The organism is Biostraticola tofi (assembly GCF_004343195.1).
GTDB classification, from domain to species: Bacteria; Pseudomonadota; Gammaproteobacteria; order Enterobacterales; family Enterobacteriaceae; genus Biostraticola; species Biostraticola tofi.
Genome location: NZ_SMCR01000002.1, coordinates 610,382 through 633,179 on the forward strand (window position 1 = coordinate 610,382; position 22,798 = coordinate 633,179).

Consider the following 22,798-nt stretch of genomic DNA (forward strand, 5'->3'; position numbering starts at 1 on the left):
TCCCGGCTAAATTTTCGCTGCGTGGCCGGTCAGATTGACCAGTAATGGCTCGAGCAGTCGCATGCTGTCCCGGGTTCTAACCGTGATTTGTCCACTGAGGTGTTGGTCCAGATAAGCCAGGCTATCGCGCTGGCTTTGGTAACGAACGCCACCCAGCGGAAAATGACGGCTGGTTTTACGCTGCCGGCAGTCTTTACCCGCCATGCCGGAACTGACATCCAGCACGCTGAACCCCGCCTGGATAAACGGCAGCGCATTGGTGGGACACTCAGTGACTTTGGCGCTGACGGTATTGAGCAGCAGCCCAATCCCCGCTTTACGGGCCATGGCGCCCATCTTTTTGATATCCGTCGCCGCGCGATCTTCTGCGGCGCCGGGATGGAAATTCATTTTGAGTTGCTGGCCGGCAACCAGACTGTCCAGATTGATAACCAGCAGGGTATGCTGTCTCTCATATGGGGTCATGCGCTGCAGATAATCTTCCGCCCCCTGGATATCGGGTTCACCGGCGCTGAGAGCGACGAAGCGCAGGCCAGCCTTGCCATGATGGCCGGCCATTTGCCTGGCTAGGGACAGCATAATCCCGACCCCTGCGGCATTGTCATCCACGCCTTGCAGCGTCAGGCCGCCGAAATTGCTGTTCACCTCTTTATCGCTGTGGGGCAAAAACGTATCGGCATGGGCAATCACCAGAATTTCATCGGCGCTCTGTCCGGCGTTGGCCGCAATCACCGAGGTCGATGTGATGCGGCGCCAGTCAGCTTTACCGTTGCTGTCGCTGTAGCGGTAACGAGTATTGAAAGCCCGCAGGTTGCTCAGGTAGCCTAACTGCTCAAACTGATGATGCAGGTAGTCGGCGGCCATCTGTTCAACGGGGCTGCCGGCCATCCGTCCGGGAAAATAAGTGGCGATGTAGCGGGTCTGCTGCTCGGCAAACGAGCCTGGGCTGGGCAAAGCGGCTTTAGCCGCCTGGGGTAATACCAGTGTGACGCACAACGCCATAAACGCGCGTTTTATGCGACCGGGGTGACACATGTTGCTGAGTCCTCAGGAAAGGGAGCGGCAACGTATTCTGCCGCGTCTGATAACGCCTATAGTATGGGACTGCTCCGAGTCTAAAACAATTTGTTTGCGCGCCTGGAGGCAATTAAAGAGCGGAATTGTTGAAGAACGTGCTGATGGCGATACCACTGTCAATCATGGCGTTATTCCATTAAAGCAAATGTAATTCCAATTAAGAATTTCATAGAACCAAACTGCAAGACGTATAGTCGCTCTATTGCTAAGTCATATGATGAAAGGATGTCGTGGAATATTTACCTCTGTTTGCCGATCTCAGACAACGCCCGGTGCTGGTGGTAGGCGGAGGCGAGGTGGCCGCACGAAAAATAGTACTGCTTCAGCGCGCGGGTGCCGCTGTGCGCATTGTCGCGCGCGAACTGGCGCCTGAGCTGAAACTGCAGCATCAGGCAGGTCGGCTGAGCGTCATCGGTGAGGTATTTACCGCTGATATGCTGGCAGGCGTATTTCTGGTTATCGCCGCTACCGACGATGCGGCCCTGAACGCCGAGGTCTCTGCCCAGGCGGATAAACGCCATATTCTGGCCAATGTGGTCGATGACCAGCCGCAGTGTTCGATTATTTTTCCTTCAATCGTCGATCGTTCGCCGATCATGATTGCGATTTCCTCCGGCGGAAAAGCGCCGGTGCTGGCGCGGATCCTGCGGGAGAAGCTGGAATCCCTGCTGCCGGCCTTTCTCGGACCGATGGCGCAGATAGCCGGCAACTGGCGTGAACGGGTCAAGCAGCATATCGGCTCGATGACCGGACGCCGGCGATTCTGGGAAAAAGCGTTGAATGGCCGTTTCGCCAGCCTGGTCGCCCAAGGGCAACTTGAAGGTGCCGAAGATGCCCTGATGCAGCAGCTTACCGCGTTGCCGGAGCACGGCGGTGAGGTGGCGCTGGTCGGGGCCGGACCCGGTGATGCCGGACTGATGACGCTGCGTGGCCTGCAACTGATGCAGCAGGCCGATGTGGTGCTCTATGATTTTCTGGTCAGCGATGAAGTGCTGGAGCTGGTGCGCCGTGATGCGGAGCGTATCTGTGTCGGTAAGCGTGCCGGACAGCATTCAATGACCCAGGATGAAATCAATCGACTGCTGGTCACCCATGCCCAGCAGGGCAGGCGCGTCGTCAGGCTCAAGGGCGGCGACCCGTTTATTTTCGGCCGCGGCGGTGAGGAATTGCAGCAAGTGGCTGAGGCGGGCATCCCGTTCCAGGTGGTGCCGGGCATCACCGCCGCCGCGGGTGCGACCGCCTACGCCGGCATCCCGCTGACCCACCGGGAGTATGCCCAGAGCGTGCTTTTCATTACCGGCCACCTTCGCCCTGACGGTAACGCCCTTGACTGGCCTGCGCTTGCCCAGGGCCAGCAGACGCTGGCTATTTATATGGGGGTAGTCAAGGCTGCCGAGATTAGCCGTCAACTGATTATCAATGGCCGCTCGCCCCAAACGCCGGTGGCGGTTATCAGCCGCGGCACCCGGCCCGACCAGCAGGTGTTTATCGGTACGCTGGATCAACTTGAAACTCTGGCACAACATGCTCCCACACCGGCATTGCTGGTGATTGGCGACGTTGTCACTCTCCACCATCAGATTGCCTGGTTTGGAAAACAGGATTTGACGTCGCAAAAGCGCGCCTCAGTGGTCAATCTGGCTTAAGGAAGTATTTAATGGACCAACAACGATTCACCCATTTGCGACAGCTGGAAGCGGAAAGCATCCATATCATCCGTGAAGTCGCCGCTGAATTCGATAATCCGGTGATGATGTATTCCATCGGTAAAGATTCCTCGGTGATGCTGCATCTGGCGAGAAAGGCGTTTTTTCCCGGCACGCTTCCTTTTCCGCTGCTGCATGTGGATACCGGCTGGAAATTCCGCGAGATGTACCAGTTCCGCGATCACACCGCCAGGGCCTATGGCTGCGATCTGCTGGTACACCGTAATCTCGAAGGGGAAAAACTGGGCATTAACCCGTTTGTTCACGGTAGCGCCAAGCACACCGATATCATGAAAACCGAAGGGTTGAAGCAGGCGCTAGATAAATACGGCTTTGACGCCGCCTTTGGCGGAGCCCGTCGCGATGAAGAGAAATCGCGCGCCAAAGAGCGTATCTATTCGTTCCGCGATCGTCTGCACCGCTGGGATCCGAAAAACCAACGGCCCGAACTCTGGCACAACTACAATGGCCAGATTAACAAGGGCGAAAGCATTCGGGTGTTTCCGCTTTCCAACTGGACCGAGCTGGATATCTGGCAGTACATCTACCTGGAAAACATTGAAATCGTCCCGCTGTACCTGGCCAAGCCGCGACCGGTGCTGGAACGCGACGGTATGCTGCTGATGGTGGACGACGACCGCATTGACCTGCAGCCTGGCGAAGTCATCACCCAGCGCATGGTACGTTTCAGGACGCTCGGCTGCTGGCCGTTGACCGGCGCGGTGGAATCCACCGCCGAAACCTTGCCTTCGATCATCGAAGAAATGCTGGTGTCCACCACCAGTGAACGGCAGGGAAGAGTCATCGACCGCGATCAGTCCGGATCGATGGAAATGAAAAAACGCCAGGGCTACTTCTGAGGAGCGATCACATGAACAATGCCATAGCCAGACAGATCGCTGAGCAGGGCGGGGTGGAAGCTTACCTGCATGCCCAACAGCACAAAACGCTGCTGCGCTTTCTGACCTGCGGCAGCGTCGATGATGGGAAAAGTACCCTGATAGGACGCCTGCTGCACGATACCCGGCAGATTTATGAAGACCAGCTGTCGACACTGCATTCAGACAGCAAGCGCCTGGGCACCCAGGGCGAAAAGCTCGACCTGGCGCTGCTGGTCGATGGCCTGCAGGCTGAACGCGAGCAGGGCATCACTATTGATGTGGCCTACCGCTACTTCTCCACTGAAAAGCGCAAATTCATTATCGCCGATACGCCGGGGCATGAGCAGTATACCCGCAATATGGCCACCGGCGCCTCGACCTGCGATTTGGCGATTCTGTTAATCGACGCTCGCAAAGGCGTGCTGGATCAGACGCGGCGCCACAGCTTTATCAGTACCCTGCTTGGGATCCGCCACCTGGTGGTGGCGGTCAATAAAATGGATCTGGTCAACTATGATCAGCAGGTCTATGAGCAGTTCACACAGGATTACCGGCTGTTTGCCCAGCAGCTGCCGGCGGACCTGAATATCAGCTTTGTACCGATCTCGGCGCTGGAAGGGGACAATGTCGCCAGTCCGGCAGCCTCTATGCCCTGGTATCAGGGGCCGACGTTGCTGGATCTGCTGGAAAACGTGGAGGTGCTTAACCTCAATGAACAGCAGCCGGTGCGGTTCCCGGTGCAGTATGTCAATCGGCCCGACCTGGACTTTCGCGGTTACGCTGGCACTGTCGCTTCAGGTGTGCTGCGAGTGGGACAAAAGATCAAAGTGCTGCCTTCGGGGCTGAGTTCGACTATCGACCGGATTGTGACCTTTGACGGCAGTCTGCCGGAAGCCTGGGCTGGAGAAGCGGTAACGCTGGTGCTCGCCGATGAAATCGATATCAGCCGCGGCGATATGATCGTCGATGCCGCGGCTGACATCCGCACGGTGCAGAACGCCCAGGTCGATGTGGTCTGGATGACTGACCAGCCCCTGAGCGTCGGTCAGAGCTTTGATATCAAGATTGCCGGCAAAAAGACCCGTGCCCGGCTGGAAAATATCCAGTATCAGGTAGAGATCAACAGCCTGACGCAGCGGGTGACCGACAGTCTGCCGCTGAACGGGATCGGCCTGGTGGAACTGGCCTTCGACGAGCCGATGGTGCTGGACAGATATGCCGACAATGCGGTGACCGGCGGATTGATATTTATCGATCGCTTGACCAATGTGACGGTCGGCGCCGGTATGGTGCGTGAACCGTTAGAGGAGGTGTACCGTGAACCGCAGAGCTTCAGTGACTTTGAAGTTGAACTCAATTCCCTGGTGCGCCGCCACTTCCCCCATTGGGGCGCTCGCGACCTGCTGGGAGGCAAATAACCATGGCCGAGCATAGGGGGGCAGCGGATGAAAATATCCGCTGGCATGACCATCCGGTGATCCGCCAGGATCGTGAGCAATTACATCGCCATCAGGGCGCAGTGCTGTGGTTCACCGGTTTGTCGGGCTCCGGCAAGTCTACCCTGGCCGGGGCGCTGGAGCAGGCGCTGCATCAGTCTGGCGTCAGCACCTATCTGCTTGACGGTGATAACGTGCGACACGGCCTGTGTCGCGACCTGGGCTTCAGTGATGAAGACCGGCGTGAGAACATCCGGCGGGTAGGTGAAGTCGCCAGGCTGATGGTGGATGCAGGTCTGGTGGTTTTGACGGCGTTTATTTCCCCTCACCGGGCTGAAAGGCGCATGGTGCGTGACATGCTGCCCGAGGCCCGCTTTATTGAGGTATTTGTCGATACGCCGCTGTCCATTTGTGAAGCCCGCGATCCCAAAGGGCTGTATAAAAAAGCCCGTGCCGGTGAACTGCGTAACTTCACCGGCATAGATGCCGTGTATGAGGCGCCACTGGCACCGGAAGTGCATCTGAACGGCGAACAATTGGTAACAGATTTGACGCTGCGTTTATTAGACCTGCTGCGCAGCCGCGTTATTATCGGATCCTGACTGGCCTGATCGCCGCTAAACTTGCGTGACGGTCTGCTATCACCACGCGCAGGTACGTTATGCAGCAAATCACCCGGTTAAAAGGCATTCAGCCGCTACGTTTTACGTTGAAAAGGCACCTGTCTCGCCACGGAAATGCGTTACCCGGCAGTTTCTGGGCCGGCATGGCCGGCTTTACCTTCTACTGGCTGGCGTTTGCCGTGCCTATTATTATCTATGGGGCGAACGCCTTATTTGTCCTGCTGTATACCTGGCCTTTTTTCCTGGCGCTGATGCCGCTGTCGGTGCTGATTGGCATGCTTTTCGGTCTGCTCTTACCCGGCCGGATCTTAGGGGTAATCCTGTTAAGCGGGCTGTCAATCTTTACGCTGTTCTGGCTAGTATTTTCCCGATTGACCGGCTGGTGAACCCCCGCCCATGATTGCTGCTGGTAACAAACGGTAAAAATCCGTCTTAAAAGCGCGCGAAAAAGCGGCGATATGCGGCTTTGGTAACTCTATTTTCCGCCTGGTGTGGAGTCCGGCCTGAAGATATGGGATGATTGTGCTGTCTTTCAGGGGGCGGGGATGGGAAAACTTACGCTGCTGTTATTAGTACTGCTTGGATGGTTACAATACTCACTGTGGCTCGGTAAAAACGGAGTTCACGATTTAGTCCGTGTTGAAAGCGATGTCGCGGTTCAGCAGGGCAGTAATGCCAAGCTTAAAGCGCGCAACGACCAGCTGTTTGCTGAGATCGATGATTTGAACGGTGGCCAGGAAGCCATCGAGGAACGCTCACGCAACGAGCTTGGCATGATAAAGCCCGGCGAGAGCTTCTATCGCCTTGTTCCGGACCAATCTAAACGGCGTACCACGGCGCCAGCTTCTCAAGATAATCAATAATGCTTTCACCCGCAGGATCCTTTGAGGATATTATTGCTATTGTGCCGGCGGCAGGCCTGGGCAGCCGCATGCAGATGTCCTTCCCCAAGCAGTACCTCGCCATTGGTGATAAAACCGTCATTGAGCACGCCATAGCGGCGCTGCTGGCGCAACCCTGCATTCGCCAGGTGATCGTGGCACTGAGCCCGGATGACTGCTGGTTCGACCGGCTGCCAGTCAGCCAGGATGCGCGCGTCCGCCAGGTGCCAGGGGGCCGGGAACGGGCCGATTCAGTATTGGCCGGGCTGCGGCTTGCTGGCGAGGCACCCTGGGTACTGGTGCATGATGCCGCCAGGCCCTGCCTCCATCAGGATGACCTGTTGCGCCTTTTAGCGCTGACTGCCCAGTCCGATATCGGCGGTATCCTGGCCGCGCCGGTGCGGGACACCATGAAACGGGCGGCCGCTGATGGAGCTCATATCGCCCAGACGATTGATCGCAACAATCTCTGGCATGCCCTGACGCCCCAGCTTTTTCCCGGCCGACTGCTGTTGTCGTGCCTGGAACGGGCGCTCGACGCAGGAGCGGTCATCACTGATGAAGCTTCGGCCTTGGAATATTGCGGTTATCGGCCGCTACTGGTGCCGGGCCGGGCCGATAACATCAAAGTCACGCGTCCGGAAGATCTGGACCTGGCGGCTTTTTATCTGACTCAATTGCATAAAGGGGAGAAGGTCTGATGCGCATCGGCCATGGTTTTGATGTTCATAAATTCGGCGGCGAAGGCCCGCTTATCATCGGCGGCGTTCGTATTCCTTATGCGCAGGGGCTGCTGGCCCACTCCGACGGCGATGTGGCGCTGCACGCCCTGACCGATGCGCTGCTTGGCGCCGCCGCGCTCGGCGACATTGGCAAGCTGTTTCCAGATACCGATCCGGCCTTCAAAGGGGCTGACAGCCGTGAACTGTTGCGAGAAGCCTGGCGCCGCATCCAGGCCAAAGGTTATCTGCTGGGCAATGTGGATATCACCCTGATTGCCCAGGCGCCTAAAATGGCCCCGCATATTCCACAAATGCGCGTCCACATTGCCGAAGACTTGGCCTGTCATATCGATGAGGTTAATGTCAAGGCGACCACCACCGAGCAGTTGGGCTTCACCGGCCGAGGCGAAGGCATCGCCTGTGCAGCGGTAGCGCTGCTGATAAAACGCCCATGAGCGCCGGACTCGTAGAGAGCCAACTGCATTGGCTCCACACCAGGCCGTCAGCCACCGGCGTGCTGAAGTCCACCGCCGGTGATTTTATCGTTACCGAAGATCTGGGCTTTGCGCCGGATGGCGAGGGCGAACATATTCTGGTGCGGCTGCGTAAAACCGGCTGCAACACCGTTTTCGTCGCTGAAGCGTTGGCCAAATTCGCCGGCATTGCGCTGCGCTCGGTCAGTTATGCCGGCATGAAAGACCGCCATGCTATTACCGAGCAATGGTTCTGCTTGCGCATCCCCGGCAAAACCGCGCCGGACTTCAGCCAATTCCAGCTTGAAGGCTGCCAGGTGCTTGCAGTGACCCGCCATCGCCGTAAATTGCGTATCGGTACGCTCAAGGGCAATCGATTCAGACTGGTGCTGCGTCAGGTCAGCGACCGTGACTCGGTTGAACAGCGGTTGTCACTGATAAGCCACCTGGGGGTACCCAATTATTTCGGCAGCCAGCGTTTTGGTCGTCAGGGCAACAACCTGGAGATGGCCTTGAAATGGGCCGCTGATGACGTTCGCATCAAAGATCGGGGAAAACGCAGTTTCTATCTGTCCAGCGCCCGCAGTGCACTGTTTAACCTGGTCGTCAGCCAGCGTCTGGCCCGTTTCGGTGCCGGACAGGTGCTGGCCGGCGATGCGCTGCAACTGACCGGACGCGGCAGCTGGTTTATCGCATTGGCCGATGAACTCCCCCTGTTGACCGAGAGAGTGGCGCAGGGCGAGCTCAGCGTAACGGCACCGCTGCCGGGCGATGGCCCAGCAGGTACCGCTGGTGACGCGCTGGCGTTTGAACAGGGCTGCCTGGAGAGTCAACCCGCCCTATTGGGGCTGCTGGTCCGGGAGCGGCTGGAGCCTGCGCGGCGCGCCATCAGCATTGTGCCCCAGGATTTGGCCTGGAACTGGCAGGATCCACAAACGCTAGCAATGTCCTTTGCGCTTCCTGCCGGCAGTTTTGCTACAAGTGTTGTAAGAGAATTGCTAGTTGCTGACGCAGACGTCGCCCTATAGCGAATGCTACCCCGTTTTTTTTGCCCCACAGCCCGAATTGCCGGCTTCACCGGCGTGACGTTTCATGCCATTATTGTTTTTTCGTAACCGGCAGGGTTGTTCATTGGGTATTGGCTGAGCAATCAATAATTGCAGATGCTTTTGCCCAATGGTGTGCAGCGCGTTGAAATCGATAATTATTCTATAAAGCTAATTACTATGCGCATACTTTTATGTAATGACGATGGGATCCATGCGCCCGGCATTCAGACCCTGGCTGAAGCCCTGCGCCAATTTGCCGATATTCAAATTGTGGCACCTGACCGTAACCGGAGCGGCGCGTCCAATTCGCTGACGCTGGATGCTCCTTTACGTATCCAGACCGAGAGCAACGGCGATATCGCCGTGCTTTCGGGCACCCCGACCGACTGTGTCTACCTGGGCGTCAACGCACTGATGCGTCCGGCACCGGATATTGTGGTGTCCGGCATCAACGCCGGCCCCAATCTGGGCGACGATGTGATTTATTCGGGCACCGTCGCTGCGGCGATGGAAGGCCGCCATCTCGGTTTCCCGGCGCTGGCGATATCGCTGAATGGCGAGCGTCATTATGAAACGGCGGCAGCCGTCACCTGCGGGTTACTCCGGGCGCTGGGGAAAACGCCGCTGCGTACCGGGAAAATTTTGAATATCAATGTGCCTGATTTGCCGTTGTCGTCGCTGAAGGGGATACGGGTGACGCGCTGCGGCAGCAGGCATCCGTCCAATCAGGCCATCCGCACCCTGGATCCGCGCGGTCGTGAGATGTTCTGGATCGGGCCGCCGGGAGAAACCTTCGATAAAGGCCCGGACACGGATTTTGCCGCTGTCGAAGAAGGATATGTATCGATAACGCCGCTACAGGTCGATTTGACCGCCTGGTCGGCTCAGTCGGTACTGGAAAAGTGGCTGGTTAACGCGGAGGTCGAGAGTCAATGGTAGATGGCCGTACGCAGGTCCTGCTGTCGCAACTGCGCTTGCTTGGGATCCACGATGAGCGTCTGTTGCAGGCTATCGAGGCGGTGCCGCGGGAACGTTTTATCGATGAAGCCTTTGAGCACAAGGCCTATGATAATACCGCGCTGCCGATTGGCCTCGGTCAGACGATTTCCCAGCCCTATATCGTCGCCCGCATGACGGCGCTGCTGGCGCTGCAACCCACGTCAAGAGTGCTGGAAATCGGCACCGGTTCAGGTTATCAAACCGCGATCCTGGCGCACCTGGTACAGCATGTCTGTTCAGTCGAGCGCATCAAAAAACTGCAATGGCAGGCCAAGCGCCGCCTGAAACAGCTTGATCTGCATAATATTTCTACCCGCCACGGTGACGGCTGGCTGGGCTGGCCTTCCAAAGGACCGTTCGACGCCATTATCGTCACTGCTGCCCCGCCTGAAATTCCTCCGGCGCTAATGGCTCAGCTGGATGAGGGCGGCATCATGGTGTTGCCGGTTGGCGAAGAAAGCCAGCATCTGACCCGGGTGCGTCGGCACAACAATGAATTTAGCGTAGAAACCATTGAAATGGTTCGTTTTGTCCCGCTGGTCAAAGGCGAGCTTGCCTGAGCGCGCTGTTTGGGAAGACACTTTTTTTGATCATGGCGCTGGCTTACTTAAATTTCTATACAGGTGTTTAATGGCGCCTTACATCGGTTGTTGCTAGCATTATCTTCAGCCTGAACCTTTTAGGAAATAGCTTAAAATACTCTGAATGCTGAGGTATTCAGTGTGTAAAGGATGTATAACGATAATGTCTGGCATATTTGGAATGATGATTGGCTTTGCTGCCACAGGGGAGAGATGAGCATGGGAAGCCCAAAATGCTACTGGCGCCGCATTGCGGTAGGAACAGTAGCGAGTTTGTGTTTGGCTGGATGTGCCAGTGATGACGCTGCCGCCCCCATAAGTAGCGTAGATGGCGGCGGTGGCCGTGGCGGGCTGGTGTCAAACCGGCCTGGGCAGAATCAATCTGCCGGCGGGGCGGTTTCAACCCCCGCCAGGGCATCGACGTCAACTCCGCTGGCGCCGTATCCTTCGTCGACTGCCGGACAAGGCACGGCAGCGCCGTATCCCTCTTCCCCTTCAGGATCAGGCGCGGTAGCCCCATATCCCTCTGCCGGCGCGTCGTCGGACAATCCTACGGCTGCTCCGTCAGCGGCGGCATCAGGGGGCGGTACCGACGTTTCCTCTCAAGGGAATATTGTTTATAACCGCAGCTACAATTCCATTCCTAAGGGTTCTTATTCAGGCACCACGTATCAGGTCAAGCGTGGCGATACTCTGTTCTATATAGCCTGGATAACAGGTACTGATTTCAGGGACTTAGCCAAAAGGAACAATATTCCGGAACCATATGGCCTTAATGTAGGTCAAACTTTGCAGGTTGGTAACGGAGCGGCACCTCTCACCGGAAGCGGAACCGGTACGAGTGGCGGTGGTATGCTGGCAAGCAACACCGGCAATGGTGGCGCACCAAATCCTGCTTCGAATACGCAATTGGTGAACCCGGGTATTGATTCTCAAGCGAACAATGCGTATTCTGAAAGTTCAGGTAAACAGAATGTAGGGAAAATGTTGCCCTCAAACGGCGGCAAAATGTTACCCACTACGGGCACCGTTGTTGCGACAACAGCGCCTGTTACCGCTCCCTCTACCACGCCACCCAGTGTAGCGTCGGGGAACACGGCAATTGCCGGATGGCGGTGGCCTACGGATGGTAAAATCATCGACAACTTTTCCGCCTCTGAAGGCGGCAACAAAGGGATCGATATCTCCGGGTCACGTGGTCAGCCGATACTCTCGACCTCAGGCGGTCGTGTAGTGTATGCAGGCAATGCTTTAAGGGGTTACGGTAATCTGATTATCATCAAACATAATGATGATTACCTGAGTGCTTACGCCCATAACGATACAATGCTGGTCCGGGAACAACAAGAAGTTAAGGCGGGACAGCAGATAGCTACCATGGGTAGCACGGGGACCAGCTCAGTAAGATTGCATTTTGAAATTCGTTACAAGGGGAAATCCGTAAACCCGCTGCGTTACCTTCCGCAGCGATAATTAGGCGGGATGAGTCATATCTCGTCAGGGATCACGGGTAGGAGCCACTATGAGCCAAAATACGCTGAAAGTTAACGAGTTACATGAAGATGCTGAATTCGATGAGAATGGCGCAGAATCATTTGACGAGAAGGCGCTAGTAGATGAGCCTGCTGATAATGATATAGCCGAAGAAGAGCTGCTGTCACAAGGCGCCAGCCAGCGTGTGCTGGATGCGACGCAGCTCTACCTGGGCGAGATAGGATACTCCCCGCTTCTCACAGCCGAAGAAGAAGTCTATTTTGCTCGACGCGCACTGCGGGGCGATGTTCCCTCACGACGTCGTATGATCGAAAGCAACTTGCGGTTGGTGGTGAAAATCGCCCGCCGTTATAGTAACCGTGGACTTGCGCTGCTGGATTTGATCGAAGAGGGAAACCTGGGTCTTATCCGCGCGGTAGAGAAATTTGATCCAGAAAGAGGATTCCGTTTTTCTACTTACGCAACCTGGTGGATTCGACAGACCATCGAACGGGCCATCATGAATCAAACCCGTACGATTCGCCTGCCAATCCATATCGTTAAAGAGCTTAATGTTTATTTGCGCACCGCACGCGAGCTCTCACACAAACTGGACCACGAGCCAAGCGCCGAAGAGATTGCTCAGCAGCTTGATAAACCGGTTGACGATGTCACCCGCATGCTGCGTCTCAACGAGCGTATCACCTCAGTAGACACCCCATTGGGCGGTGACTCTGAAAAGGCTTTGCTGGACATTTTGTCTGACGAAAAAGAGAGTGGCCCGGAAGACACCACTCAAGACGATGATATGAAACAAAGCATCGTCAAGTGGCTGTTCGAACTGAACGCTAAACAGCGTGAAGTGCTGGCCAGACGCTTTGGTCTGCTGGGCTATGAAGCGGCTACGCTTGAAGATGTGGGTCGTGAAATTGGTCTTACACGTGAGCGTGTACGGCAAATTCAGGTTGAAGGCCTGCGTCGTCTGCGTGAAATACTGCAGACACAGGGATTGAATATTGAAGCCCTGTTTCGTGAATAAGTAAACGATACAACTGTCCTTGCGGGCGGTAATAAAAAACGCGGCAGGTATCCCCTGCCGCGTTTTTTTGTCTTCAATTGTCGCTGACGTCAACTACCGGTGACGTCAGCCTGTGTAGGGCTGGTCCGGCTGCTGCGCCGAAGCGTTGCGTTGACGACCAGGGTTGCCGTGGACCAGGTGGCGCACTCACAGTCAGACCATGTCTTTCAGGCGATAAATCATCTCCAGCGCCTGACGCGGCGATAGCGTATCGGGGTCCAAGGCCTGCAGGGCCTCAACCGCCTCAGGGGTTTCCTCTGGCTGCAGCAGCGACAGTTGTGATCCATCGACCGTGCCGGCACCGGCGCCGGCAGACAGATTTTCCAGCTCTTTCAGCTTCTGCCTGGCCCGTTTGATGACCTCTTTCGGCACACCCGCCAGGGCGGCCACCGATAACCCGTAGCTTTTGCTGGCAGCGCCATCCTGCACCCGATGCATAAACGCTATCGTCTCTCCATGCTCCAGGGCATCCAGATGCACATTCACCACACCTTCCATCTTCTCCGGCAGCGTCGTCAGCTCGAAATAGTGGGTGGCAAACAGGGTCATGGCTTTGATTTTACCCGCCAGGTTTTCGGCACAGGCCCAAGCCAACGACAGTCCATCATAGGTAGATGTACCCCGACCAATTTCATCCATCAGCACCAGACTCTGGGGAGTGGCATTGTGCAGAATATTCGCCGTCTCGGTCATCTCCACCATAAAGGTTGAACGGCCTGACGCGAGATCATCCGCGGCGCCGACGCGAGTAAAAATGCGATCGATGGGCCCGATAACCGCTTGGGTCGCCGGCACAAAACTGCCGATATACGCCATCAGGACAATAAGGGCCGTCTGGCGCATATAGGTGCTTTTACCGCCCATATTAGGGCCGGTAATAATCAGCATCCGCCGTTCACGGGCCAGCGACAGCGGATTGGCAATAAAGGGCTCGCTTAATACCTGTTCCACCACCGGATGGCGTCCATCGACTATCCGAATCTCCGGCACCTCGGAAAGTGTAGGGCAGGTATAGTTGAGTGTTTCCGCGCGTTCGGCCAGATTGGCGAGCACATCCAGCTCCGCCAGCGCGGCGGCGCTGTGCTGCAAATCAGCCAGATGGGGCAGCAACAGGTCAAACAACTGGTCATAGAGCATTTTTTCCAGCGCCAGCGCTTTGCCTTTGGAGGTCAGCACCTTGTCCTCATACTCCTTAAGCTCAGGAATAATGTAACGCTCGGCATTTTTCAGCGTCTGGCGGCGCATATAGTGCATCGGCGCCAGATGGCTCTGGCCACGGCTCAATTGAATGTAATAACCATGAATGGCATTAAAGCCGACCTTCAGCGTATCAAGCCCGGTCTGTTCGCGTTCGCGGATTTCCAGGCGGTCCAGATAGTCGGTGGCGCCATCGGCCAGGGCACGCCATTCATCCAGTTCGGCGTTATAACCCGGTGCTATCACGCCGCCATCCCTCACCAGCACCGGCGGCGCTTCGATGATTGCCGTTTCCAGCAGGGTGTTCAGCTCTTCGAATCGGCCGACCTGGCCGAGCAGGTTCTGGATATGTTCCGTCGGTTCGGCGCACAGCTGCTGATGGAGGGCCGGCAGTTGCTGGAATGCATGGCGCATACGGGCCAGATCACGCGGCCGGGCGCTGCGTAGCGCCAGACGCGCCAGCACCCGTTCCAGATCGCCGACCTGGCGCAGCACTGGCTGCAGCTCTGGATAGCGTTCCTGCAGCGCTACGATAGCCTGTTGCCGGTGGCCGAGCACTACCCGGTTGCGCTTGGGCATATGGATCCAGCGCTTAAGCATCCGGCTGCCCATCGGCGTCACCGTATGATCAAGAATTTCTGCCAGGGTATTGTCCACTCCGCCGCCCAGGTTCTGGGTCAGCTCAAGGTTGCGGCGAGTGGCGGCATCCATGACGATAGCGTCCTGCTGCCGCTCGAGAGTAATGGATCGAATATGGGGCAGGGAGGTACGCTGGGTATCCTTCACATACTGCAGCAGGCAGCCGGCTGCACACAGCGCCGCTAGCGCACGCTCGACGCCGAAACCGTTCAGATCGCGCGTGCCGAACTGCAGATTTAGCTGTTGGCGCGCGGTATCGAGTTCGAATTCCCAGATCGGGCGGCGGCGCAGGCCGCGCCGGTGTTCAATCAGCGGCATATCGTGGAAGGTTTCCGGGAACAAAAGCTCGGCCGGATTGGTGCGCTGCAGCTCGGCGGCCATCGCCTCCCGGTCGGCGGGTTCAGTGACCAGGAAACGGCCGGAGGTGATATCAAGCGTGGCATAGCCAAAGCCCTCGGCCTGTTGCCAGATAGCGGCCAGCAGATTGTCCTGGCGTTCGCTCAGCAGCGCCTCGTCGGTCAGTGTGCCCGGCGTAACGATTCTGACTACCCGACGCTCGACCGGTCCCTTGGATGTCGCCGGATCGCCGATTTGCTCGCAGATGGCCACCGACTCGCCCAGATTGACCAGTTTGGCCAGATAGGTATCCACCGCATGATAGGGCACACCGGCCATCGGTATCGGCTCACCGGCGGACGCTCCCCGCTTGGTCAGCGAGATATCCATCAACTGGGAGGCGCGCTTGGCGTCGTCATAGAACATCTCATAGAAATCGCCCATCCGGTAGAACAGCAGAATATCGGGGTGCTGCGCCTTTAGCTTGAGGTACTGCTGCATCATTGGGGTGTGGGCAGATAGGTCCATGTCTGTAGACTCTTTCATATTGATTTAACTCGGTTTATAATTCTTTGGCGTTCTCAGTTGGCCGCAAGCGAAACCCTGGTAAGCCCTATAAAACCAAAAATTGTCGGCCAGCAGTAATCAAAAAGCTATCCAGAATATGAAATCGCACTGCTGATATAGGTGAGACATTTCTGTAAAATGACTGTAAGTCATTCTATGTTAATCAACACGTTATCGATACAGACATTTCGTGGAGACGGACCTGGCTGACGGTTGGTGAAGATTAAAAAGCAGTTGCCGACATTACAGGTAAACCCTTGACAATCAACGACCGCCCAACGCAATAAACCTAGCTCATCAACTTTTCCATTTAGGTCTATGCTTGCTTGATTGACATCGATGAGACTATGCACTTTTCCACAAGCCAGTGTGCAAAGCAATGTTGTCCTTAATGTCAGGGTGAATGATATCTCATCCTTCTTCCATCTCCATAGCCAACATAGTGATGGGAGATGGCGGTTCGGCTAGCGAGAAAACACACTAGCGCTTTAGAATATCGCTCGCCAAGAGAATATCGGCGCGTGGGGAAACCTTCAACCTAAGCGGGAATAAGTGTATGGACATGTAGGCTTAAAACCACTTCATGCGCTCAACTGGCACGACAGATATTTGGGAAGTCCGCGTAATTCGTGACCGGAGATAGGGGGGGCAAAACCAGCGCCATCCCCATCGGTCAAAAATAAGTGTACGGGTACAGCCACTTATTAAGCGCCTTGCGATTATTCGTACAACCATTTCCCTGCTTTAGCTGATTCAATCAGCATACCGATAGTGAAATCTGGGACGGGTACAGGTTCCGTTTTCTTGAACGGATTACATGAAAAAGGGAGGTTGGGGAAGTAGGTTTCGATCTTGAAGTTGCCCCGTTCAACGTTGAGTTTCTCGAAAAACTCATTCATGAGATCTTCGGCTTCAAGCTCATCAATGTTGAGATCAGTATCAAAATCAGTCTCAGGCGTTAGTTCTACCTGTTTAACATTGAACAGATACGTGCCAGCATATGGCCGTACAAGCTCATAAACTCGCTGTTCGATACTATCTACCATAACTTATCGTTGCCCCGCGCTTTTGAGGCGTAAGAGGTTCCTTTCGTCGCATTGGCAAACTTGCCCCTTATGCCTAAGTGGTTTCTACCCGAGACAATAGCCCCAAAATCGGCCGCGCCAATCCCCAATTGGCTTGCCGTATTCTCGCAAAAAATCATAAACAGCCGCTGTGCAACGCTCAGATTGGACTTACCGGCAAAGAAGTATGTTCCGTTGAGTTCCTCAACCGTATCCTTTTCACAATCACTTATAAATCCTGTGTGAAATGCAATCATAACGGCTACCAAAAACGCAGTCTACGATCTGACCACGCGATGTTAAGCAATAGAAATTAATAAGCCCGTTGGTGGGTACAGGGCCATAGGTGTATCAACGATATTGGAAACAGGGACAGACCCTAATCTCCCCTCATTTGGATTGTTGCGCTTGATTGCCGCTGCATTTTCCGCCATGACTGGTTTTGACCCCCTATATCATGCGACCGTCCTGGTATGGCTTACGCCATTTAAAGACTTGATTAGCAGTCACATTATGACGACGAGCGACAAGAGAAACGGAGCTTCCTGGCTGGAAGGTTTTATGAACGATGGCGATCTTCTCCTGCGGGGGGCGACGACGGCGGCGTCGCTCTGGCTCAGTAAGAACAGTAGCCATGATTTCGCTTTGACCAGTCTTGAACAAAGTTCCAAGCCGACCTCTTATTTTAGGCGGGTCAAAGTGTATGGATCATCAGGGGGCTACTACAAAAACAACTCGCATAGCCTTTGTCAGTTAAAGCGATAGAAACCATGAAACAGACGATCAGGGCAAAGCCGATATTGGCGATGGTTGCTTGGCTAGCCACGGCAATTGCCCTTTACGCACGCCATGCGCTAGACTTGTCTCCAGGTCAATATTGAGGAATAACATTATGATGCGCATTTGGCTGGCACTGCTGGCCATCTTTATGCTGTCGGGGTGTGGCTATAACGATATTCAGAGCAGTGATGAAAAGGTGACGGCCGCCTGGGCTGAAGTGCTTAACCAGTATCAACGCCGTGCAGATCTCATCCCTAACCTGGTTGCTACCGTGAGATCCTACGCCAATCATGAAACTGAGGTACTTACCCAGGTCGCGCAGGCACGAAGCCGCACCGCACAAGCCACGCAAGCGCTGAATCAACAGCCCGACGACGCGACAGCGCAGGCCCGCTGGCAACAGGCGCAAACCCAGCTTGGCGGTGCGCTGTCGCGCTTAATCGCGGTCAGTGAGCGCTATCCTGAGTTAAAAGCCAACGGGCTATATCAGGATTTAATGGTACAGCTTGAAGGTACCGAAAACCGTATCGCCGTTGCTCGTGGTCGCTATGTGTCGGCAGTGCAGCGCTACAATACGCTGATTCGCCAATTCCCCGGGGTGCTGGTGGCTAAAGCGATGGGCTATCATGCCAAAGCGAACTTCACGCCTGAGGATGAGCAGGCTATCTCACACGCGCCCACGGTAGATTTCGGCACACCGGCGCCGGCGCACTGATGCTGGCAGTAAAGGAGGCCATGATGCAGCGTCTTATCCTGCTTGTGCTGTGCATGCTGACGTTCAGCATTGCGCAGGCCGACACGATACCGGTGCCGCCATTACACGCGCGGGTAACGGATCTCACTCACACGTTGAGCGCCGATGAGCAGCGCACGTTGATGGCGACACTGACTGACATTGAAGCGCAGCGCAGCGCTCAGATAGCGGTATTGTTAGTGAACACTACCGGCGATGATACGGTAGAGCAGTTTGCGACGCGCGTTTTCGATCAGTGGAAACTTGGCGACAAAAAACGTGACGACGGCATGTTGTTTCTGGTCGCTGTCAATGATCATACGGTGCGTATAGAAGTGGGCTATGGACTGGAGGGCACGCTTACCGATGTACAAACTGGCCGCATTTTACGCAACAGCGTTCTGCCTGAATTCAAGAAAAATCAATATTATAAAGGCATTAGCCAGGGGGTCGCGGATATCCGTACGCTGCTCGACGGACAGCCTCTGCCCGAGGAACCCACGGCGCGTCAGCTTTCGCCGAAAACCATAGGCATGTGGCTGTGGGGTATGGTTTTATTGCCATTGCTCATTTTTCGGCGCGGGGTACCGGTAGTGCGCGCATTGAAGTGTGGCCTGGCAATGGTGGTGATGGCTGCTTGCTACAATGTTTCCTTGGGCCAAGGGGCGGAAGATATTAAAGATTATGCCACCTTGTTTATGTTTACTTTGGTGCCGCTGGCGATCATTTTGTCCTTAACGAGTAGCTTTGCTGGTCGCAGTGGTCGCAGTGGTCGCAGTGCCCGCAGTGCCCGCAGTGCCCGCAGTGGACGCAGTGGACGCAGTGGACGCGGCGGCGGCGGCGGGAGCTCAGGGGGCGGCGGCTCTAGCGGCGGTGGCGGATCGAGCGGCGGCGGCGGCGCATCAGGACGGTGGTAGTCTCGCCATGGCGTTTTGCTTCCGGTCGCGCAGCGTCGTCTGTTCCCAGCCCTTTTTAATGCTTCACTGATCCAGTGTGTCATCGACTGGTAGTCTATCGACATCGCTCCATTTCATCCCTGTAGGGTGAGTAAGAATCAGCTCAGCATGGGTTATCGCAGTAGCTTTGTGATGCCCTGTTAATGGCTTTTAATCGTTCCTGGTTAAGATGGTACCAGAGTAAAGCGTTGCTGCATCCTGCACCCCGCTTATCAGGCCTATACACCTCTCTGGTTTATAGGTTTCATCAGCATCTGACCCCTCTTCTTCATCAACCCACAGCAGAGCCCATCTGTCGGCTGGCCCCCGGCGACTGGCCGACGATGCGCTTAAATGCCCGGCTAAAGGCGGCCTGTGAGGTGTAGCCCAGACGCTGGGCCACCGCTTCAATCGGCAGACGGTCCTGGGTCAGCCATTGGCTGGCCAGGCGCATCCGCAATTCGGTCGCGTAGCGCAGCGGCGGCGTGCCGATGGTTGCCTGGAAGCGGTCGGCGAATACCGATCGCGAGGTATGGCATTCGGACGCCAGTTCCGCCACCGTCCAATCCCGGCCCGGCTGGCGGTGCAGGGCGAGTATGGCACGGGCCAGCCTGGGGTCGCGCAATGCGGCTACCAGCCCGGAGGCGTTGTCGCAGCCGCATTCAACCCAGCCACGTATGATCATCGCCGCTACCACGTCGGCCAACCGGGCCAGGATACCGGCAAAACCCACGCGTCCGGAGCAGATTTCACGTTTCATCGAGTCAAGGATCGGCATCAGCCCGGGATAGCGCTGCCCATGGGCATCGACCAGCATCAGACCAGGCATCAATGGACCCAGGCCTTGCATGCCGCCGAGGTCAAACTCCATGCAGCCATAAAACAGGATAGTGCTGGGAGTGATGTCGCTGCTGGCTAATGCATCCACCGCACAGACGGTGTCACCGAGCGGGGCGGTGACAAAACTGTCGATATCCTGAACCGGTGCATCGGGACTGGAGATCAGCTGATGGGCACCGCCCTGGGGCATAAACATGGCATTACCCGCGGAAATGGTATGCAGGCTGCCGTCCGCCATCCGCAGTACGGCGGAGCCGACGGCGAGGAAATGGAAGTAAACGTGTCCGGGCCTGGCATCAAAGCTGAGGCCGAACTCTGGCCCGGTCTTGATGCGGCGATACTGCACGCCCCGCAAGCGCATTCCGGTCAGCAGTTCGCTGATGAGGTCGGATGAAAGGGCGAACTGGTGTGATTGGCTCATTTCAAGATTTTCGGTCAAAAATTACAGAGTATCCATCATAGACCATCCTGTTATTTGGGTCTAGAGTGCCGTTCTGGATTTGAGATTCTCGGTAAGCAACAGGGATCTGTGCCCTCGCCGGGCGACAACAGAACAGCGGTAGTGGAGGATTTATGAGTACCACATGTATTGAAGCGCTGGGCCTTTATGATAATAACTGGTATCGAATCGCGCACGAGATGTTGAGCGAAGCGGACATCCAAATTAATGGTAGCCGTCCTCATGATATTAAAATCAATAACCCCCATTTCTTTAAGCGTGTGCTGAAAGAAGGCTCGCTCGGGTTGGGCGAAAGCTACATGGATGGCTGGTGGGACTGCGATCGGCTGGACATGTTCTTTCATCGCCTACTGCGCGCCGGACTGGAAAAAAGACTTCCTCCCCATTTCAGGGATACGCTGGCGGTAGCGACAGCCAGGATTTTCAATCTGCAATCCCGCAAGCGCGCCTGGACGGTAGGTAAAGAGCATTATGACCTGGGCAACGATTTGTTCACTCAGCTGCTTGACCCCTATATGCAATACTCCTGCGGTTACTGGCACCAGGCGCAGACGCTGGACAAGGCCCAGGAAGCCAAACTGGACATGATTTGCCGCAAGCTGCAGTTGCAGCCCGGTATGACGCTGCTGGATGTCGGTTGCGGCTGGGGCGGGCTGGCCGCCTATGCCGCCACCCATTATGGCGTGTCGGTACACGGCGTTACCATCTCCGTCGAACAGCAGGCACTGGCGCAACAGCGCTGCGCAGGGCTGGATGTCACCATCCTGCTGCAGGATTATCGCTGTCTTGCCTTGCAGTTTGATCGCATTGTCTCGGTCGGCATGTTCGAACATGTGGGGCCGAAAAACTATGCCACTTATTTCGAGGTTGTCCGTCGCAACCTGAACAGCGGTGGTCTGTTTTTACTGCATACCATCGGCGCTAACCAGACCGATATGAATGTCGATGCCTGGATCAATAAATATATTTTCCCCAACGGCTGCCTGCCCTCGGCCAAGCATATCGCCGAAGCCAGCGAACCCCATTTCGTGATGGAAGACTGGCATAATTTTGGCACCGATTATGACCGAACGCTTATGGCTTGGCATCAGCGTTTTCAACGGGCCTGGCCTCGTCTGGCTGAGCGCTATGGCGATCGCTTTTACCGTATGTTCAATTATTACCTTACCGCCTGTGCCGGCGCATTTCGTGCGCGCAATATCCAACTCTGGCAGGTGCTGTTAAGCCCGAGCGGTGTTGAAGGCGGAATACGCGTGCCGCATTAAGGGCGGCCGGGCCCGCCCGCGGCGAGCTTGCGCGGTAGCAGCAGTGCGGGCTCGATAGTCCGCTCAATATTTACTTGATACTCTATCCACAAGGCGCCGTGATTGCATGCACCAACCTCCCCAAACTCAAGTGCCTCCGGTCTATCACCGACGCATTGGCGATATCATCGTAACCTGCGTGTCGGATGGCTATCTGGATGCCGGCATCACATCGTTGCAGAACATCGAGCCCGAGGAAGCGCGACAGATCCTGGCCGCCAATTTCCGCCCTGCACGACGGGCCTCGGTGAATTGCTTCCTGGTGCATTCTGCCGGCCGGCTGGCGCTGATAGACACCGGTTGCGGCACCTATCTGCAGCCCTCAGCCGGCCAATTACTGAACAGCCTGCATGCCCTAGGCGTCGATCCCGCCGCTATCGATACTGTTCTGCTGACGCACGTGCATCCGGATCATTCTGCAGGCCTGTCGGACCGCCGGAGCGGAGCACGGTACTTTCCTAACGCCGAGCTGGTGGTCCACCATGCTGAGCTTGAACACTGGTTCGACGATGTCGAGATGTACCGCATGGATGAACAGGATCGAAAGCACTTTTTCCACTGCGCGCGCGAGCAGATTGAGCCTTATGCCAGCGTTATCAAGACGTTTCGCGGCGAAGCCGACATTTTTCCGGGAGTTACCAGCGTACCGCTGCCCGGCCATACGCCCGGCCACAGCGGATTTATGATCGCTTCTGGCGGTGATGGGTTACTTATTCTTGGCGATATCATTCACGTGCCCGAAATACAGGTGACGCGACCGGAGGTTACCATGAGCTTCGACCACCATCCCGCCCTGGCGGCAAGCACTCGCCGGGACATCTTTGCCGATGTGGCTCGTGACCGGCTGCTGGTGGCCGGTATGCATATCGACTTTCCCGGCTTTGCCCACATTATCGAAGAAGGCGACAGCTTCAGGCTGTTGCCTGAACCCTGGCAATACCAGCTTTGAGCGAGACAGGATCGA

Annotated in this window: 21 protein-coding genes and 2 pseudogenes; 17 read left to right on the plus strand and 6 right to left on the minus strand. The window is 56.0% G+C overall.

What is annotated here, in order from left to right:
- Positions 1–6: 6 nt before the first annotated feature.
- Positions 7–1,035, minus strand: a complete 1,029-nt coding sequence (locus EDC52_RS06935) for an aminopeptidase (RefSeq protein WP_131864585.1) — start codon at positions 1,033–1,035, stop codon at positions 7–9.
- 272 nt (positions 1,036–1,307) lie between these two features.
- On the opposite strand from EDC52_RS06935, the gene cysG reads away from it, so the two are divergent.
- The 13 genes from cysG (at position 1,308) to rpoS (ending at position 12,940) form a co-directional block, all read left to right on the plus strand.
- Complete coding sequence (gene cysG, locus EDC52_RS06940; RefSeq protein ID WP_131864586.1) at positions 1,308–2,723, plus strand: siroheme synthase CysG; 1,416 nt, start codon at positions 1,308–1,310, stop codon at positions 2,721–2,723.
- Positions 2,724–2,734: 11 nt separating this feature from the next.
- Positions 2,735–3,643, plus strand: coding sequence for a sulfate adenylyltransferase subunit CysD (cysD, locus tag EDC52_RS06945; RefSeq protein WP_131864587.1), 909 nt, complete (start codon positions 2,735–2,737; stop codon positions 3,641–3,643).
- Positions 3,644–3,654: 11 nt separating this feature from the next.
- On the plus strand, positions 3,655–5,082 hold the full coding sequence (gene cysN / locus EDC52_RS06950) for a sulfate adenylyltransferase subunit CysN (RefSeq protein ID WP_131864588.1): 1,428 nt from the start codon (positions 3,655–3,657) through the stop codon (positions 5,080–5,082).
- Between the two features lie 2 nt (positions 5,083–5,084).
- Positions 5,085–5,702, plus strand: a complete 618-nt coding sequence (gene cysC, locus EDC52_RS06955) for an adenylyl-sulfate kinase (protein WP_131864589.1) — start codon at positions 5,085–5,087, stop codon at positions 5,700–5,702.
- A 59-nt stretch (positions 5,703–5,761) separates the two neighbouring features.
- Complete coding sequence (locus tag EDC52_RS06960; protein WP_131864590.1) at positions 5,762–6,109, plus strand: DUF3561 family protein; 348 nt, start codon at positions 5,762–5,764, stop codon at positions 6,107–6,109.
- Between the two features lie 159 nt (positions 6,110–6,268).
- Positions 6,269–6,586, plus strand: coding sequence for a cell division protein FtsB (gene ftsB, locus EDC52_RS06965; protein WP_131864591.1), 318 nt, complete (start codon positions 6,269–6,271; stop codon positions 6,584–6,586).
- Positions 6,586–7,305 carry a 2-C-methyl-D-erythritol 4-phosphate cytidylyltransferase gene (gene ispD, locus EDC52_RS06970; protein WP_131864592.1) on the plus strand — a complete coding sequence of 240 codons (720 nt, stop codon included), beginning with the start codon at positions 6,586–6,588 and terminating at the stop codon, positions 7,303–7,305. The genes ftsB and ispD overlap by 1 nt, the downstream gene beginning before the upstream one ends.
- The gene (gene ispF, locus EDC52_RS06975) at positions 7,305–7,781 is read left to right on the plus strand and encodes a 2-C-methyl-D-erythritol 2,4-cyclodiphosphate synthase (protein ID WP_131864593.1); all 477 of its coding nucleotides are present in this window, start codon (positions 7,305–7,307) and stop codon (positions 7,779–7,781) included. Before ispD ends, ispF begins: the two co-directional genes overlap by 1 nt.
- Complete coding sequence (gene truD, locus EDC52_RS06980; protein WP_131864594.1) at positions 7,778–8,827, plus strand: tRNA pseudouridine(13) synthase TruD; 1,050 nt, start codon at positions 7,778–7,780, stop codon at positions 8,825–8,827. Before ispF ends, truD begins: the two co-directional genes overlap by 4 nt.
- A gap of 198 nt (positions 8,828–9,025) precedes the next feature.
- Complete coding sequence (gene surE, locus EDC52_RS06985) at positions 9,026–9,787, plus strand: 5'/3'-nucleotidase SurE (protein ID WP_131864595.1); 762 nt, start codon at positions 9,026–9,028, stop codon at positions 9,785–9,787.
- The gene (locus tag EDC52_RS06990) at positions 9,781–10,407 is read left to right on the plus strand and encodes a protein-L-isoaspartate(D-aspartate) O-methyltransferase (protein ID WP_131864596.1); all 627 of its coding nucleotides are present in this window, start codon (positions 9,781–9,783) and stop codon (positions 10,405–10,407) included. Before surE ends, EDC52_RS06990 begins: the two co-directional genes overlap by 7 nt.
- A 240-nt stretch (positions 10,408–10,647) precedes the next feature.
- Positions 10,648–11,901, plus strand: coding sequence for a murein hydrolase activator NlpD (gene nlpD, locus EDC52_RS06995; RefSeq protein ID WP_131864698.1), 1,254 nt, complete (start codon positions 10,648–10,650; stop codon positions 11,899–11,901).
- 49 nt (positions 11,902–11,950) lie between these two features.
- Positions 11,951–12,940 carry an RNA polymerase sigma factor RpoS gene (gene rpoS, locus EDC52_RS07000; RefSeq protein WP_131864597.1) on the plus strand — a complete coding sequence of 330 codons (990 nt, stop codon included), beginning with the start codon at positions 11,951–11,953 and terminating at the stop codon, positions 12,938–12,940.
- A 192-nt stretch (positions 12,941–13,132) separates the two neighbouring features.
- Here the strand turns inward: rpoS and mutS are convergent, their stop codons facing one another.
- The 4 genes and pseudogenes from mutS to EDC52_RS07020 all read right to left on the minus strand — a co-directional run.
- The gene (gene mutS, locus EDC52_RS07005; RefSeq protein WP_131864598.1) at positions 13,133–15,697 is read right to left on the minus strand and encodes a DNA mismatch repair protein MutS; all 2,565 of its coding nucleotides are present in this window, start codon (positions 15,695–15,697) and stop codon (positions 13,133–13,135) included.
- Between the two features lie 740 nt (positions 15,698–16,437).
- On the minus strand, positions 16,438–16,764 hold the full coding sequence (locus EDC52_RS07010) for a DUF1493 family protein (RefSeq protein ID WP_131864599.1): 327 nt from the start codon (positions 16,762–16,764) through the stop codon (positions 16,438–16,440).
- 17 nt (positions 16,765–16,781) lie between these two features.
- Positions 16,782–17,039 (minus strand): annotated as a pseudogene (locus tag EDC52_RS07015) (hypothetical protein); the annotation flags it as partial.
- 199 nt (positions 17,040–17,238) lie between these two features.
- Positions 17,239–17,418: pseudogene (locus EDC52_RS07020) on the minus strand (transposase); the annotation flags it as partial.
- Between the two features lie 256 nt (positions 17,419–17,674).
- On the opposite strand from EDC52_RS07020, the gene EDC52_RS07025 reads away from it, so the two are divergent.
- Positions 17,675–18,277 (plus strand): LemA family protein, encoded by a 603-nt coding sequence (locus EDC52_RS07025; protein ID WP_131864600.1) that lies wholly within the window; start codon positions 17,675–17,677, stop codon positions 18,275–18,277.
- Positions 18,277–19,212, plus strand: a complete 936-nt coding sequence (locus EDC52_RS07030; protein WP_131864601.1) for a TPM domain-containing protein — start codon at positions 18,277–18,279, stop codon at positions 19,210–19,212. Before EDC52_RS07025 ends, EDC52_RS07030 begins: the two co-directional genes overlap by 1 nt.
- 310 nt (positions 19,213–19,522) lie before the next feature.
- Here EDC52_RS07030 and EDC52_RS07035 read toward each other — a convergent pair whose 3' ends face one another.
- Positions 19,523–20,491, minus strand: coding sequence for an AraC family transcriptional regulator (locus EDC52_RS07035; RefSeq protein WP_131864602.1), 969 nt, complete (start codon positions 20,489–20,491; stop codon positions 19,523–19,525).
- Positions 20,492–20,643: 152 nt separating this feature from the next.
- On the opposite strand from EDC52_RS07035, the gene cfa reads away from it, so the two are divergent.
- A complete protein-coding gene (gene cfa / locus EDC52_RS07040; RefSeq protein WP_131864603.1) occupies positions 20,644–21,795 on the plus strand; it encodes a cyclopropane fatty acyl phospholipid synthase in 1,152 nt (383 codons plus the stop codon).
- Between the two features lie 106 nt (positions 21,796–21,901).
- Positions 21,902–22,783 carry an MBL fold metallo-hydrolase gene (locus tag EDC52_RS07045; RefSeq protein ID WP_131864604.1) on the plus strand — a complete coding sequence of 294 codons (882 nt, stop codon included), beginning with the start codon at positions 21,902–21,904 and terminating at the stop codon, positions 22,781–22,783.
- The last annotated feature ends 15 nt before the right edge of the window (positions 22,784–22,798 follow it).

What these genes read in the sequence shown, in the direction of transcription:
- EDC52_RS07035 (WP_131864602.1), bottom strand. Translation starts at nt 20,491, where the DNA reads ATGAGCCAATCACACCAGTTCGCCCTTTCATCCGACCTCATCAGCGAA.
- EDC52_RS07010 (WP_131864599.1), bottom strand. Translation starts at nt 16,764, where the DNA reads ATGGTAGATAGTATCGAACAGCGAGTTTATGAGCTTGTACGGCCATAT.
- EDC52_RS07030 (WP_131864601.1), top strand. Translation starts at nt 18,277, where the DNA reads ATGCTGGCAGTAAAGGAGGCCATGATGCAGCGTCTTATCCTGCTTGTG.
- cfa (WP_131864603.1), top strand. Translation starts at nt 20,644, where the DNA reads ATGAGTACCACATGTATTGAAGCGCTGGGCCTTTATGATAATAACTGG.
- truD (WP_131864594.1), top strand. Translation starts at nt 7,778, where the DNA reads ATGAGCGCCGGACTCGTAGAGAGCCAACTGCATTGGCTCCACACCAGG.
- cysD (WP_131864587.1), top strand. Translation starts at nt 2,735, where the DNA reads ATGGACCAACAACGATTCACCCATTTGCGACAGCTGGAAGCGGAAAGC.
- EDC52_RS07025 (WP_131864600.1), top strand. Translation starts at nt 17,675, where the DNA reads ATGATGCGCATTTGGCTGGCACTGCTGGCCATCTTTATGCTGTCGGGG.
- ftsB (WP_131864591.1), top strand. Translation starts at nt 6,269, where the DNA reads ATGGGAAAACTTACGCTGCTGTTATTAGTACTGCTTGGATGGTTACAA.
- rpoS (WP_131864597.1), top strand. Translation starts at nt 11,951, where the DNA reads ATGAGCCAAAATACGCTGAAAGTTAACGAGTTACATGAAGATGCTGAA.
- cysN (WP_131864588.1), top strand. Translation starts at nt 3,655, where the DNA reads ATGAACAATGCCATAGCCAGACAGATCGCTGAGCAGGGCGGGGTGGAA.
- cysC (WP_131864589.1), top strand. Translation starts at nt 5,085, where the DNA reads ATGGCCGAGCATAGGGGGGCAGCGGATGAAAATATCCGCTGGCATGAC.
- EDC52_RS06990 (WP_131864596.1), top strand. Translation starts at nt 9,781, where the DNA reads ATGGTAGATGGCCGTACGCAGGTCCTGCTGTCGCAACTGCGCTTGCTT.
- surE (WP_131864595.1), top strand. Translation starts at nt 9,026, where the DNA reads ATGCGCATACTTTTATGTAATGACGATGGGATCCATGCGCCCGGCATT.
- mutS (WP_131864598.1), bottom strand. Translation starts at nt 15,697, where the DNA reads ATGAAAGAGTCTACAGACATGGACCTATCTGCCCACACCCCAATGATG.
- EDC52_RS06960 (WP_131864590.1), top strand. Translation starts at nt 5,762, where the DNA reads ATGCAGCAAATCACCCGGTTAAAAGGCATTCAGCCGCTACGTTTTACG.
- EDC52_RS07045 (WP_131864604.1), top strand. Translation starts at nt 21,902, where the DNA reads ATGCACCAACCTCCCCAAACTCAAGTGCCTCCGGTCTATCACCGACGC.
- nlpD (WP_131864698.1), top strand. Translation starts at nt 10,648, where the DNA reads ATGGGAAGCCCAAAATGCTACTGGCGCCGCATTGCGGTAGGAACAGTA.
- ispF (WP_131864593.1), top strand. Translation starts at nt 7,305, where the DNA reads ATGCGCATCGGCCATGGTTTTGATGTTCATAAATTCGGCGGCGAAGGC.
- EDC52_RS06935 (WP_131864585.1), bottom strand. Translation starts at nt 1,035, where the DNA reads ATGTGTCACCCCGGTCGCATAAAACGCGCGTTTATGGCGTTGTGCGTC.
- ispD (WP_131864592.1), top strand. Translation starts at nt 6,586, where the DNA reads ATGCTTTCACCCGCAGGATCCTTTGAGGATATTATTGCTATTGTGCCG.